The organism is Megalodesulfovibrio paquesii (assembly GCF_054653055.1).
Genome location: NZ_BAAIGQ010000004.1, coordinates 676,924 through 690,418, shown reverse-complemented (window position 1 = coordinate 690,418; position 13,495 = coordinate 676,924). Strand labels below are relative to the sequence as shown.

At 64.3% G+C, this 13,495-nt stretch carries 12 protein-coding genes; 2 read left to right on the top strand and 10 right to left on the bottom strand.

The genetic code is table 11. The features are described 5' to 3' along the window. Positions 1–2 precede the first annotated feature (2 nt). The 10 genes from ACYQ00_RS05660 to ACYQ00_RS05615 form a co-directional block, all read right to left on the bottom strand. The gene (locus tag ACYQ00_RS05660) at positions 3–2,321 is read right to left on the bottom strand and encodes a vitamin B12-dependent ribonucleotide reductase (RefSeq protein WP_460031332.1); all 2,319 of its coding nucleotides are present in this window, start codon (positions 2,319–2,321) and stop codon (positions 3–5) included. 133 nt (positions 2,322–2,454) lie between these two features. After that, positions 2,455–3,651, bottom strand: coding sequence for an MFS transporter (locus tag ACYQ00_RS05655; protein ID WP_460031191.1), 1,197 nt, complete (start codon positions 3,649–3,651; stop codon positions 2,455–2,457). Positions 3,652–3,792: 141 nt separating this feature from the next. Further along, positions 3,793–4,644, bottom strand: a complete 852-nt coding sequence (locus ACYQ00_RS05650) for a pseudouridine synthase family protein (protein ID WP_460031190.1) — start codon at positions 4,642–4,644, stop codon at positions 3,793–3,795. 90 nt (positions 4,645–4,734) lie between these two features. Then, positions 4,735–5,121: a hypothetical protein gene (locus ACYQ00_RS05645; RefSeq protein WP_460031189.1), complete on the bottom strand. Its 387-nt coding sequence runs from the start codon at positions 5,119–5,121 to the stop codon at positions 4,735–4,737. A gap of 59 nt (positions 5,122–5,180) precedes the next feature. Further along, positions 5,181–5,783 (bottom strand): DUF8043 domain-containing protein, encoded by a 603-nt coding sequence (locus ACYQ00_RS05640; RefSeq protein ID WP_460031188.1) that lies wholly within the window; start codon positions 5,781–5,783, stop codon positions 5,181–5,183. 86 nt (positions 5,784–5,869) lie between these two features. Continuing rightward, complete coding sequence (locus tag ACYQ00_RS05635; protein WP_460031187.1) at positions 5,870–7,489, bottom strand: glycosyltransferase family 9 protein; 1,620 nt, start codon at positions 7,487–7,489, stop codon at positions 5,870–5,872. A 75-nt stretch (positions 7,490–7,564) separates the two neighbouring features. Further along, entirely contained in the window at positions 7,565–8,374 is an 810-nt protein-coding gene (locus tag ACYQ00_RS05630) for a nucleotide-binding protein (RefSeq protein ID WP_460031186.1), read from the bottom strand. A 72-nt stretch (positions 8,375–8,446) separates the two neighbouring features. Beyond that, complete coding sequence (cooS, locus tag ACYQ00_RS05625) at positions 8,447–10,354, bottom strand: anaerobic carbon-monoxide dehydrogenase catalytic subunit (RefSeq protein WP_460031185.1); 1,908 nt, start codon at positions 10,352–10,354, stop codon at positions 8,447–8,449. Positions 10,355–10,367: 13 nt separating this feature from the next. Then, complete coding sequence (locus ACYQ00_RS05620) at positions 10,368–11,408, bottom strand: 4Fe-4S binding protein (protein WP_460031184.1); 1,041 nt, start codon at positions 11,406–11,408, stop codon at positions 10,368–10,370. Between the two features lie 204 nt (positions 11,409–11,612). Then, complete coding sequence (locus ACYQ00_RS05615; RefSeq protein WP_460031183.1) at positions 11,613–12,287, bottom strand: Crp/Fnr family transcriptional regulator; 675 nt, start codon at positions 12,285–12,287, stop codon at positions 11,613–11,615. A 249-nt stretch (positions 12,288–12,536) separates the two neighbouring features. Here ACYQ00_RS05615 and ACYQ00_RS05610 point away from each other — a divergent pair, with 249 nt between their 5' ends. Then, positions 12,537–12,794, top strand: coding sequence for an anti-sigma factor family protein (locus ACYQ00_RS05610; RefSeq protein WP_460031182.1), 258 nt, complete (start codon positions 12,537–12,539; stop codon positions 12,792–12,794). A gap of 1 nt (position 12,795) precedes the next feature. Continuing rightward, the gene (locus ACYQ00_RS05605; RefSeq protein WP_460031181.1) at positions 12,796–13,485 is read left to right on the top strand and encodes a flagellar hook assembly protein FlgD; all 690 of its coding nucleotides are present in this window, start codon (positions 12,796–12,798) and stop codon (positions 13,483–13,485) included. Positions 13,486–13,495: the final 10 nt, after the last annotated feature.

Genomic DNA, 13,495 nt, shown 5'->3' with positions numbered 1-13,495 from the left:
GGTTACCCGCACTTGGTATAGGCGCATTCCTGGCAGCAGAAACAACCTTCCTGATACACCAGATCCCCACCGCATTCGGGGCAGGTGGGTGTGGCCAGGCCGTTGGTTTCTCCGGCAGGCCTGGCGGTGCCGCCTTTCATGTAATGCGTTTCGAACACCCAGGCCACGGCATCCGGGATGGACTGGATCATGCCCTTCTTGCGGAACACCGGATGCTCTCCACCAATCCCCTTGAGCTGATTGACGATTTCCGCCGGCTCCACCCCCGAGCGCAGGGCCAGGGACACCAGCCGCCCGATGGCCTCGGCCTTGGCCGTGATGGACCGGCCGGACTTGCCGATGGTGGCGAACACCTCAAACGGCCTGCCGTCAATCTCGTTCACCGTCAGATACAGGATGCCCAGGCCGGTGTTGATCTTGTGGGTAAACCCGTAAATGACTTCCGGCCGCTGCTTGACCTTGCGAGGCTTGCCGGCAAGCTCCTGCACCGCCTGATCCTGGCCTTGTTCGCCAGTGCAGAGCACCTGCACCTGCTTGCAGCCATCGCGATATACAGTCACACCCTTGCAGCCCATGGTATAGGCCATGGTGTAAATCTGGCGCACATCGTCCTTGCTGGCGGCATTGGGCAGGTTCACGGTCTTGGAGACGGCATTGTCCGTGAAGCGCTGGAAGGCGGCCTGCATCTTCAGGTGGTATTCCCCTGAAATGTCATGGGACGTGACGAATACGCGACGGATCCAGTCTGGCAGGTGGCGCATGTGGTGCACCGTGCCCTTGCTGGCCACTTCTTCCATCAGGGCCGGGGAATGGTGCCCGCTTTCACGCAGGGCGTCTTCAAAGAAGGGGTTGGATTCCGTCAATTTGGCGCCATCCAGCACATTGCGGGTAAAGGCCAGGGCAAAGAGCGGCTCAATGCCCGAGGAGCAGGCCGCCAGGATGGAGAGCGTGCCCGTGGGGGCAATGGTGGTGGTGGTGGCGTTGCGGTAGGGGCCTTCCTTGAGCGCCGGGAACACGGACGTGGCAAAAGCCGGGAACGGCCCGCGCTCGGCAGCCAGTTGTTTGGAAGCGGCTTTGGATTCATCGCTGATGAACTCCATAATCCGCTCGCCCAGATCCAGGGCTTCCACAGAGTTGTAGGCGATGCGCAGCTGGAAGAGCAGGTCGGCAAAGCCCATCACGCCCAGACCGATCTTGCGGTTGCGGCGCACGGTTTCGGTGATCTGGTCCAGGGGGTAGCGGGAGATGTCGATGACGTTATCCAGAAAACGCACGGCCAGGTGGACGATCTCACGCAGGCGGTCCCAGTCGATGCTGCCATGCACCCCGCTGGGAGAGACATCCCCGGGCAGATAAAAACGGGAAAGGTTGATGGAGCCCAGGTTGCAGGCTTCGTACGGCAGGAGCGGCTGCTCGCCGCAAGGATTGGTGGATTCGATCTCGCCCTGGTCCGGGGTGGGGTTGTCCCGGTTGATGCGGTCCAGGAAGATGATGCCCGGATCCCCGCTGGCCCAGGCCTTGGTCACCAGCAGTTCAAAGACCTCCCTGGCCTTGAGCTGCTGGACGGTCTGCCCGGTGTGCGGTTCCACCAGATTGTATTCCGCATCCTTTTCCACGGCCTGCATGAAGGCTTCGGTCAGGGCCACGGAGAGGTTGAAATTGTTCAGCTCGCCTTCCTTCTCCTTGGCGGCGATGAACTCCAGGATGTCCGGATGGTCCACGCGCAGGATGCCCATGTTGGCCCCGCGGCGGGTGCCGCCCTGCTTGATCTGCTCCGTGGCGGTGTTGAAGATCCGCAGAAAAGAGAGGGGGCCCGAGGCCACGCCGCCCGTGGAGCCTACGCGGCTGTTCTTGGGTCGCAGCCGGGAAAAGGAAAACCCGGTGCCGCCGCCGGATTTGTGTATGAGCGCGGCGTGCTTCACGGCGTCAAAGATGTCGTCAATGGAATCGCCCACGGGCAGCACGAAGCAGGCCGCCAGCTGGCCCAGCACGGCCCCGGCGTTCATCAGCGTGGGGGAGTTGGGCAGGAAATCGAACTGCGTCATGGCCATGTAAAAGGCTTCGGCCAGGGCGCCGGGCGTCCAGGGCGAAGCCGGATACGCCCGTTCCGCCTCGGCCACGGCCGCAGCCACGCGCCAGAACAGCTCCCGCGGGCTTTCGATGATCTCACCCTGCAGGTTCTTGCGCTGATAGCGCTTGGCCAGCACCGTCTGGGCGTTGGGCGCAAGCGCGGGCTCAGGCAGCGCTTCGGGGACGGGCGGCAGAACGGGCAGGGCGGATTCGCCGGGCTGGGTGCTGTTGCTGGACGCAGAAGACGACATGGACATGGGCTGGAGTCCTCTTTGACAAAAGAAAACGGGTGGATGAAAGAGAAAACGGACCCGGCTGGAAGTCGGGTCCGCGGTACTGTAAGTCAAAACGGATGGTTTGGAAAGACGCTAACAAAGTCCTGGATCAGGCTGCGTTGCGGGAGAAGTTTTTCTGGACAATATAGAACATGCTCAGGGCCACGGCCACCCCGCCCAGGAACACCGCGCGCATCCCGCCCAGGTGAAAAAATCCGCCAAAGAGCAGAGGCCCGATGGTTTGCCCGATGCGCAGGAGCATGCCGTTCATGGCCATGAATCCGCCGCGGTTGCTTGGCGGGGCGTATTCGGCAATCAGGGCCTGGGTGCTGGGCAGGTTGAGCCCCTGGGCCATGCCGTAACACATGATTGGCGCCAGGTACCACCACAGCGAGGGCACGACCAGGAACAGCGCATTGGCCAGGGCATAGACGAGAAAGGCGATCTTGATGCAGTTGGACACGCCGATGCGCGCCGAGATGCGGCCGATCTGCGTGGTGAAAAGGACCGTGAGCATGGCTGCGGAGGACATGAGCACGCCGATCATCCACGGTTCGGCCTGCAGATCGTGCCCCAGGTGCACGGGGATGAAGCTCAGGAACGGCCCGTAGATGAGCACGAAGGTGCAGGCTGTGACCGTGAAGACCGTCAGCACCTCCCGGCCCTGGATGGCAGCCCAGGCGCTCTTGAAGTAGGCCTTTACCTCCATGCTTTCGGGCTGGGCGTGCTGGCGCAGCTTGCGCCAGACCCACCAGGCCACGGGCAACGCCGCCGCGGGCAGCAGGAAGGGCAGCCGCCAGTGCAGCTGCGTCAGCAGCCCGCCCAGAATGGGATAGCTGGACACGCTGACCGAGAGCACCGAGGCGTTGAGCCCCAGGGCCATGATGCGCTCCCGACCCTCGAAGGCGTCGCTGATGATGGTGATATTCAGAGCGCCCAGGGCCGCCGCGCCCACGCCCTGGAAAAAGCGCAGCAGGCACAGGGTCTCAAAGGTGTCGGCCATGGAGCAGGCCACGCCGGCCAGGCCGAAGAGGGCCAGGGAGGGCACAAGCACGGCCCGCCGGCCGTAGCGGTCGGCCAGGATGCCCATTACCGGCGTGAGCACCACGCCAGGCACGGTGAACCAGGTCAGCAGCAGGCCGACGGAGGTGGCCGGCAAGTGGAAGGCCTCGATAATGCGCGGAAAGGCAGGCGCAATGCTGGTGACGCCCATGACCATCATGATGGTGACGCTGAACACGATGTGCAGCGTGGGGTCTTTGATCAGCTGCCCAAGGGTGCGGGCTGGTGGCAATTCCGTAGTCATGAACGCTCCGGACAAGGCATTCCTCCCCGCCGGAGCTGGCGAGGCAGGCTGCCTGCGAGACAAAAAGGCCATACGCGAGGCGAGGACAGTAGAGCAAAACCGCCCCTGGCACAAGGTGCGGGAATAATAGTTCGGAAGGCGTTAAACAGTGTTGAATTCTGCATCAAGCGCGGCGGAAAATCCTGGAAACACAAGACAAGCATGATGCAGCAGCAAGCGTCCGGCCTCGCCATGGCCATAGAGGGTATCGCCGAGAATGGGATGCCCCGCGGCGGCCAGATGGGCCCGGATCTGGTGCCGCGCTCCTTTGCGGATCCGACAGTCCACCAGGGTTTTCCCGGATGCCAGCACTCGCAGGGGGGTCACGCTGGTCACACGCAGGGGGTCGGCGGCGGAAAAATTTTCCACCCGGGTTTTGGCCCGGCGGGAGACATCCAGAGCCTTGTCCAGCCGGAGCGGTCCGGGCACGGTGCCGTGGACCACGGCCAGGTAGCGCTTGTCCACCTGTCCGGCGTCCTCAAAGGCGCGGTAGGCCTCTCGCGCGGCAGAGGAAAAGGCTGCCAGGACCAGCCCGGAAGTCTCGCGGTCCAGCCGGTTGCAGAGCTGGGGCGTCTCGTCGGGAAACAGGGCCGGCAGCCGGCGTTCCAGGCTGTCCGCCTCGGCAGCGCCGGCCAGGGCGGCCGTGTGCAGGCCCGAAGGCTTGGCCAGGGCGGCATAGTCTGCCGTGCGGGTGACAATGGCGACGGCCAATGGCTGCGGTCCGGCCGGGCTGTCGGCTGTCAGCTCAGGGCAGAGTTCGAGGCGCTGCCCGGCGCGCACGAGCTGCCCCTTGTGCGCGGTGCGCCCGTCCAGCAGCACGCGGTGACGCTCCAGCAGACGGTGCGTGCCGCGCCGTCCCAGCCCGGTCAGGGCGGCCAGGGCAAGATCGAGCCGCATCTGGTCCAGTGCGGGGGGGATGGTCCAGACAGGCTGGATGTGGGGGGCGGAAGTCATAACCGGATCGCCGCACAATGCAAAAGGGACGTGAAGGCACGTCCCTTTGCTACTGCCGCAATTGGCGGCGAGAGTCCAGCAGCGTGGAGGTCAGCTGCGTTTGCTGATGAAGCGGTTGGAGGCCGCGACGGAAGAGACGGGCCGCAGGGCCTTGCCATAGGCAGCGTGCCGTGCGCCTTCCTGGCGGGAACGCAGCAGATCTTCCTTGATCGTGGCATGCAGCCGGCGGGCTTCCGTGGTCAGGCGGCCCTGGATGCTCTGCAACTGCAGCAGCTTTTGCTGCAGTTGCACCAGCCGGGCCGGGTCAATCCGCTCGGGGCGGGAGTCATCCATGCCGAGCGTCCAGGCCTGCTCGGTCAGGGCGATGCGTTCCGAGGCGTTTCGTTGCGCCGCGTCCACATCGCCTTCGCGCAGCATGACCATTTCTTCCTCGGCCAGGGCCAGGGCCTTGTCCAACAGGGCAGTGGGCGTGTTCACAAAGATCCCCCTCAGAATCCTGATTCACGAAAATGCGCCAGCCAGTCTTGCCGCAGAATCTACGCGAGTTCCTTGCCGATTTCTTCGCGCAGGGTGGCGATGATCTGCTTCCACTTTTCCGTGGCCGGATTGAATTCGTATTCCAGCAGGTCAGCCAGGAGGATCCAGTCCTCGTTTTCCATCACATCGCCCATTTCGGAGAACAGGCTGCTGAATTCGCTGGAAAGCTGTTCAAAATCGGGATGCGGGGCCATGGAGAATTCGTTGCGCAGCACGCCGATCATGCCCAGGAAGTCGCGGGTTACGTCCAGCAGATCCTGCAGCATTTCCAGGGCGGCGGCGTCGTCGGCGCGGCGGAACAGATCGGCCACGTTCTTGCTGCCTCCGTTCATCAGCCGGATGACGGTGTACAGCTCGTGAGTGATGTCCGCAGCCATCTGCTGCACGGACACGCTGACGATCTCCACGCTCTTGATGTCGCTGGTTTCGATGTCTTCCGCCTGATGGGGGTAGATCTCGCTGAAGGCTTCGCCGTCCACCCGCACATCGGTGATGATGCGGTTGTCCATGCTGCTGTCGGTGCTCAGGCTGACGAGCAGCTCTTCGAGGTTGGCGAAGGCGTTCAGGGAACGATCAATGGTGCGGCCGTCTATGGTGATCATGGCAATTCTCCGTTGCATCGGTGCGCAAAAAGTTGGGCAAACCCTGCCTGCGCCGCGATGATTCAAGGATCATGCCAAGAAGAGACTCACTGAGGGGTGGCGCCGGCAGCGAGCTGGTCGTTCCAGGCGGCCAGCAGGGTTTTGTACCCGGCCAGGAGGCTGGCCACGGCCTGCAGATCCGCGCCGAGCTCCTGCCCGGCGTTGGCAAACATGTACCCGAGGACATTGAAATACATGCTCTGTTCCCAAAGGGCCTGCAGCCGCTCCCAGGTGGCCAGAAACTTGCGTTTGAGAGGGCTCATGGGGGCGCGGACAAGGGCCTGCAGCTGGCCTTCCAGCAGGGTCAGCAGCCCCAGGGAATCCCGGATTTCCCCCTGCACGCGGGCGGCGGCTTCGGCCGACAGGTGGACAGGTTTGCCGGCTCCGTCCAGGGGGAGGCCGTCAAGAAAGCGACGATACATCCGGCGTTGCAGCCGGATCCAGCGGGTACGGTCGGCCTCTTCATGCCCGGAAAGGGAATCCAGCGTCATGAAGCCGCCTTCCTCCAGATCCACCCGGGAACGCCAGGCCCGCGCCCCGGGGAAGGGGCCGGCGCTCCAGGCGGCCTCGGCCAGAAAACGTCCCACGGCCTCGGCCAGCATGACCCCGGTGATGGCCCGCCGGCAGAGATGATCCCTGGGGCAGACCGTGCCATAGGCGCAGGGGTGGCAGGGCACGTCGGGCTCCAGGCTCAGGCTGCCGGCGCGGTAAGGGCCGGTATCCCAGGGCTGGGCGGTAATCAGGAAAATGGAGGCGATGTCCACGCCCAGGCCGGCGGCCAGGTGCATGGTGCCGGTGTCATTGGTCACGAGAAGCCGCAGACGGGTCAGCACCGCGGCCAGTTCGGGCAGGGAGGTCTTGCCCGTGGCCACGACAACGGGCGGGCTTTCGACACTGCCGGCGTGACAGGCCTCCAGGAACCGCTGGGCCAGGGGTGCTTCGGCCGGACTGCCCAGGACCACCGGGACCAGCCCGTGCCGTTGCCAGAGCAGCCGGGCCAGGGTGGCGAATTCCCCTATGGGCCAGCGCCGGCGGTCGTCGCTGGCGCCCAGCTGGAGGCCGACATACCCTGTTGGGCTTTTAGATGTCGCTTTGTCGAACAGCGGCGCCACGGCCTGCAGCGCCGCCTCGTCCGGAGGCTGCAGCCGGTTGGGCCGGGGAATATCCGGCAGGCCGGCGGATTTCCAGAAGCTATCCACCAGATTAAAGGGGCTGCAGCCGCGCCGCCGGGTGGAGGCCAGCAGAAAGGCCACCCAGGGATGATCCGTGCGCGAGAAGCCCCAGCTGTCCAGGCAAAAACCCTGTTCCGAAAGGGCGGATTCCTGCGCCAGACTCAAAAAACGGGACATGAGCCGCGAAGGCAGGGAGGCCGTGAGGTTCAGGACCACGTCCGGCGCAAAGTCCGAGGCCACGGCCTTGCGAAACCGCCACAACTGCGCCACGGCGTCCGGCCAGCTGCGGTCCAGGGCGGCCAGAGCGCCAGCCCCCGGCACCGGGACCACGTAGTCCACATCCCGCAATAGCCGCGCCGCGCCCAGAAAGTTTTCCAGACAGACGATGCCCACCTTGTGGCCCTGCAGGGCCAGACCGCTGGCCAGGGGCTGCGTCTGGAGCAGGTCGCCGAAGCGGGTGCAGTTGATCACCAGCGTGCGCGGGGAGTTGGACATGCCCCTTCCCTATGTCAGAAGGGGAACGACTGTCCAGCAGGCTCCGTGCAAGCTCTGGCCAGGCGCCGGCAGGCCCTACACGTACGGCGCCTGCAGCAGCTCCAGAATGCGTCCGCAACGCGCATCCAGTTCCGCAATGCCAGCCAGGCCAAGGACGCTGGCGTCATGCAGCTGACGCTGGGCCAGCTGGTGATGCACGGGCATGGCCACGGCGTGCCTGGGCAGGCCGGGTACCGCAGGGAGCGAGGAAAGCGCAAAGGCCATGCTGCAGCGGTTCAGCGCCAGCACCTGACGGGTCAACCCCAATTCCGCGGCCAGGATTCCGACATGGGCTGCGGTTTCCAGCGAACGCATGCTCGGCTCGCTGACCACCACCAGCCCGTCCACATCGGCCACGGTGCCGCGACCCAGATGCTCCACCCCGGCTTCCAGATCCACCAGCACCCAGACATTTTCCTGCACCACCAGATGGGCCAACAGGGCCTTGAGCAGGGCGTTGGCCGCACAGGCGCAGCCGCCGCCGGCCCCGGCCACGGAACCCATGACCAGCAGCCGCTTGCGGCCTGCGCCGGCTGTCGCTTCCTGGCCAGCCTCTGCCGCAAGTCCCTGCACCGGCAGCTCCACGCTCAACAAATCCGGCAGGTCCGAGACCTCCGGCGTCAGGCTGAGCATGCCGCTACCGATGCGCTCACGCACCAGATCTTCGCGCAAAATCAGTGGGATAGGTAACTGGTCCGGGGCAAGTCCGCAGGCCTGGCCCAGGCTGAGGGCCGTGTCCGCGTCCACCAGCAGCACGTCCTTGCCCTGGCGGGCCAGGGCATCCCCCAGCCACGCGCACAGCGTGGTCTTGCCCACGCCGCCCTTGCCGGCAATGGCGATCTTCATGACGGGCTCCTTATGAGAAAGAAAGGCGGAGGCGAGAGGGGAAACCCTGTGAAAAAGGGTTTCCCCTGCCTGTTAGGAAATCACGTCGCAATGGTACCGGTCGCACCAGCCCAGGGCCAGGCGTTTGCTGTGAATGCGCTGTTCGATGACATCGGCGGCCTTGAGGGGGTCGGGCTCCACGCAGAAGGTGGCGCCATAGACGGCTTCCAGGCCGTTCAGGGCCAGGTCGGTGATCATCTCGCTGCCCAGGATGTTCGGGGGCAGGCCCAGGTGGGTCAGGATGCCGCTGGCCACGGCGTACAGCCCGATGGTGGCGGCTTTTTCAGAGTACCATTCCGGCGCGCTGGCAGCCACGGGCAGGTCGCCGATGTCCACGCCGGCGTAATTGGCCAGCACGGCGCACAGATGCAGAATGCGCGAGTTGTCCACGCAGCTGCCCACGTGCAACACCGGCGGGATGCCCAACGCGTTGCAGACCGTGGCCAGCCCCTGGCCGGCGTGTTCCGTCGCGCCGGGGCCCATCAGCCCGGCCTTGCCCATGGCCACGGTGGCGCAGCCTGTGACCACCACCAGGATATCCCGCTGAATCAGCTCCTTGGCCAGATGGACGTGGACATGGTCGTGCTTGAGCTTGGGGTTGTTACAGCCCACAATGCCCACCACGCCGCGTATTTGCCCCAGCTGCAGGGCCTTGAAGAGCAGGTCCGGCGTGCCGCCGCAGGCGCCCAGGATGGCCTCGTTGGAAAAGCCGGTCATGATGGCCACGGGCTCGCCGGGAATCTCCACCCGGCTGGGGTCGCGATTGGCAAAGGCGGCGATGGCCATTTCCACGGCCTCACGGGCCTTTTCCCGGGCGTTGTGCACGGTGAATTCAAGATGCACGGCCTTGGGGAAGCGGGCCTTGTCGGACGTGGAGACGAAGCGGGTGTGGTAGCAGTGGGCCACATCCACCAGACTGGGCATGATGCACTGATAGTCCGCGATGACCATCTCCACCGCACCGGTGACGATGGCCAGCTCGGTCATCAGATGGTTGCCGGCCATGGGCACGCCCTGACGCATGAGGACCTCGTTGCCCGTGCAGCACAGGCCGGCGATGTTGATGCCCTTGGCTCCCACGGCGGCGGCCTTTTCCAGCATGGCCGGCTCGCGGGCGGCGGCGAGAATCATTTCTGACACGATGGGGCTGTGGCCGTGAACCAGGATGTTGACCTGATCGGCCTTGAGCACGCCAAGGTTCACGGCCGAGGCCGCGGGCTTGGGCGTGCCGAAGAGAATGTCCGAGACTTCCGTGGCAATCATGGATCCGCCCCAACCATCGGCCAGGGCCGTGCGGCCGGCATGCAGGCAGATGGAGACGGGGTCGCAGTCCACGCCCATGTGGGTGCGGTGAAGCATTTCCACAGGTTCGCGGTCGATGCCGCGGGGGGTGCCGCGGAATTTTTCCCAGATGGCCTTGCGCTTCTCGGGCACGCGGCAGGTGAAGGAGAGGTGCTCGGAGCGGCAGCCGAAGTCCTCATAGAACAGATCTGCCAGGGCCTTGGCCTGCTGCTGGACGCTCAGGCCCTCCGTCTGGATGCCCAGCTCCTCGCAGATGCGGGCCAGCTTGGCCTCGTCGCGGATGGTGTAGTTGCCGCTTTCGCCCGCGCCCACGGCGGCCAGGGCTTCCAGCAAATCGCGGCCATGGTCCGAGTGCGAGGCCGCGCCGGCGGCCACAAAGCGGCCGAAGTTGCGGGCCACGGTCAGGTCGCCATCAGCGCCACAGACGCCATGGGTCTTCTTGGGACCCTTGGGATTGATGCGGCAGGGACCCATGACGCACTTGTTGCAGGTCAGGCCCTGTTCGCAGAACTTGCAGTGCGGGGTCTGGTCCTCCAGGCGGTCCCAGACCGTGGTCACCTGGTCCTCGCGAGCCTTTTCAATCATCCGGGCGGCATCGTCCCACATGGTCAGGTCGTAGGGCGCAGCGTTTTTCAACATGATCCGTTCCTCCTCACGGTTGTCCGGCTCGGGGGGCGGCCGGTGAATCTTGTACGGTGGGGCGACCGGCCAGGGCTCTGGTGTACTGGGCCTTGAGCATGACCGGGGACAGGGCATTGTTCCAGCCGCCCAGCCCCAGGGCCAGCAGCCAGACCGCCAGGAACAGCCCGGCCGTGCCCAGGCCCAGGGTTTTCCAGGGCACGGGCTGTCCGGCCAGCTGGATATGCAGGGTCCCGGGCATGGGGCAGGCGTCCACGCAGCGGGTACAGCCTACACACTCCGGCGAGCGGACGAGTTCCTTCCGCTGCACGGCGATGGCCGCCGGGCAGGCCCGCTGGCAGCGACCGCAGTCAATGCAGTGCCCGGCGTTTCTGCTTATGGCCGGCGCGCCCAGCCAGGAGCCCAGCCAGGCCAGCACGCCCAGCAATGCGCCATAGGGGCAGAGCCAGCGGCACCAGGGGTTGCGGATGAGCAGACTCAGCCCCGTCAGCCCGCCCAGCACGGCCAGGGCCAGGGTGGAGGGGTGCTGGAAAAAAAGCAGCATCCTCGCATCGGCAGTCAGGTTGTATTCGCTGAACAGAAAGGCCTGCACCGCCGGCCCGCGCATGTTCAGGCCGATGGTCAACAGAAAGAACATCAGCCCCGGATACTTGAGCCAGCGCAGCACGGCATTGGCCCAGCCGCGGGCCAGCCTGCCGCCGCCCAGGTGTGTTCCTGTCTTTTCAAGCAGATTGGAAACAAGCCCCACCGGGCAGACATAGCCGCAAAAACCCTTGCGCAGGAACAGGGCCGTGGCCAGGGCGAAGAGCAGGATGGTCAGGCCGGCGGGGTGCACGGGATCGTACTGCCCGGTGGCCAGCAGGTGCTTGAGGCCGAGCAGGGCGCTGATGGGCAGAAAGCCTTCCACGCCGGCGGGCCGGCTGACGAGAACGTCGTCAGCGGCCACGGTCCAGGCGCAGAACCGGGCGAATTGCCAGCCAATCCACAGGGTGGCCAGTCCGAAGCCGGCCTGGATCAGCCGCTGGAGGCGGGAGGGGGGCAGCTCGATCTTCATGGACAGAGCATAGCCCTTGCCCGGGCCTGCGTCTGTCGGCTGCCTGACAGTCTACCAATTCGGACGGAAATGTAATGATCGGGGGGGCTATTATTCTGCAATGAAACGGTTAACACCACATAATAACTAATTAAAATATCTTTGGAAGGGGGGTCCGGGGGGACACCTTTCTTAAAGAAAGGTGTCCCCCCGGTTCTTTCTTCCCTACTCCGGCGCCTGCGCCTCAAGCACCGCGATATCCGGGATGCAGATGACGCCGCGGCCCTTGAGCTGGACCACGCCGTCTTTGGCCAGGGCGTTGATCAGCGAGGAGACGGTCTGGCGGGAGGAGCCGATGATGGTGGCCATCTGTTCGGTGTTCAGGCCCAGGGAGACCATGTGGCCGTCCTCGCAGCCGCCGCAGGCCCGGCATTCCTTGCAATGGGGCAGGCGGCGGGCCTCGTAGACCAGGAATTCGATGAGCCGGCGGCGGACGTCCTTGAAGGCCAGGGTATCGATGACGGAGAAGGCGTGGGCCAGCAGATCGCCCAGCACGCGGATCATGGCCATGGTCAGCTGTGGGGTGGCGTGCAGGACGCGCCGGACCTCGGCCACGGGGGCCACGAGCAGTTCCAGGTCGTCCAGGGCCTGCACGTAGGCCCTGGTGTGGGAGGCGTAGACATCCCCGGCATCGAGGATGGCCATGGTGAATTCCTTGTCCCGATAGGCCAGGTAGACCCGCGCGTGTCCGTTTTTGACGATGAACAGCAGGTTTGACGGGTCCCTGGGCGAGAAGACCAGCGCGCCTTTGGGATAGGTCCGCAGGCCGAAGAGCTGGCGCACGGCGGCCAGGTCCGGATGTTCCAGGCTTTGGAGCAGGTCGGTTTCGGTCAGCCGCACGGTCTCTCCCGCCGGGGCTCGCTCACGCCCCTCATTTCGCAAGCATCGCGTTCCACCCGCCAAAAGTCAACACGCCTGTTTTCTTTAGGCCTAAAGGAGCCCTTTGGGCTTATCGGCCATGACTTCATGTTTCTTTACCCCGCCCCGCCTTCGCTGAAGACAGCTCCCCACAATGCAATATTTCTTATGTGACGGTTAATGGATGTTTCACCAACTTCGACCCGTATATTTGTGCAAAGGAGATGCACAATGAGAATACGTGTTGAGAAGTATATCATTGATACAGAGTTCAAGCTGTGGGGAGGCAGTATGCATGAAGGGCTTGCACGGTCAAGCTACTGCTGCCCAGGGCACAATACTCTTGCTGCATACCTCGACAAAAAACTCCCGGCAAAAGCAAGGAAAGCTGTTGAAGCGCACATGGCATCGTGCAGAGAATGCAGAGCAGATTTGATTGACCTGCGCATGATGCTCAAAAGCATTCAAGAAGAAGCACAGGAGCAATAACATGTTGGTAGACATCACTTCCGCCTCGTCCATCTATGCCTCCACGGACTCGTCGAGCAGCTCTTCGTCCAGTGACCTGGGCAGTACCGATTTTCTGACCCTGCTCATCGCCCAGCTGGAATATCAGGACCCTCTGAACCCCATGGAAGATACGGAAATGCTCAGCGAGCTGGCCTCCTTTTCCCAGCTGGAGCAGCTCGTGGCCATGAACGAGAGCCTGGAGACCATGTCCAGCGTGCTCAATGCCTCCCTGGTCAACAGCGCCGTGGGCTTCATCGGCATGGAAGTCAAAGCCTCGGGCGACACCATCACCAAGGGCGATGATGGCATCACCTCCATCGGCTACTCCCTGGACAACGACTACGCCAACGCCTCGGCCTACATCTACGACTCCGACGGCGAGCTCGTGGATACCGTCTCCCTGACCGGCCTGTCCGAAGGCGACCATACCTTCACCTGGGACGGCACCACCTCCGACGGCTCCATCGCCCCGGACGGCACCTACACTGTGGAGATTCTCGCCCAGGATACCGATGGCGAATACTACTCCGTCTCCACCGAGGTCGAAGGCACGGTGGTGGGCCTGTCCACGGTCAATGGCAGCACCGTGTTTGTGCTGGATGACGGCCGCACCGTGGACATTCTGGCCGTCACGGACGTTTCCTCCCCAACCTCGAATACCAACGCCTAGCCCGGCGTAC

Bases quoted from the DNA above. Each gene is read 5' to 3' on its own strand.
- ACYQ00_RS05660 (WP_460031332.1), bottom strand. From the start codon at position 2,321: ATGTCGTCTTCTGCGTCCAGCAACAGCACCCAGCCCGGCGAATCCGCC.
- ACYQ00_RS05630 (WP_460031186.1), bottom strand. From the start codon at position 8,374: ATGAAGATCGCCATTGCCGGCAAGGGCGGCGTGGGCAAGACCACGCTG.
- ACYQ00_RS05640 (WP_460031188.1), bottom strand. From the start codon at position 5,783: ATGATCACCATAGACGGCCGCACCATTGATCGTTCCCTGAACGCCTTC.
- ACYQ00_RS05620 (WP_460031184.1), bottom strand. From the start codon at position 11,408: ATGAAGATCGAGCTGCCCCCCTCCCGCCTCCAGCGGCTGATCCAGGCC.
- cooS (WP_460031185.1), bottom strand. From the start codon at position 10,354: ATGTTGAAAAACGCTGCGCCCTACGACCTGACCATGTGGGACGATGCC.
- ACYQ00_RS05635 (WP_460031187.1), bottom strand. From the start codon at position 7,489: ATGTCCAACTCCCCGCGCACGCTGGTGATCAACTGCACCCGCTTCGGC.
- ACYQ00_RS05605 (WP_460031181.1), top strand. From the start codon at position 12,796: ATGTTGGTAGACATCACTTCCGCCTCGTCCATCTATGCCTCCACGGAC.
- ACYQ00_RS05650 (WP_460031190.1), bottom strand. From the start codon at position 4,644: ATGACTTCCGCCCCCCACATCCAGCCTGTCTGGACCATCCCCCCCGCA.
- ACYQ00_RS05610 (WP_460031182.1), top strand. From the start codon at position 12,537: ATGAGAATACGTGTTGAGAAGTATATCATTGATACAGAGTTCAAGCTG.
- ACYQ00_RS05655 (WP_460031191.1), bottom strand. From the start codon at position 3,651: ATGACTACGGAATTGCCACCAGCCCGCACCCTTGGGCAGCTGATCAAA.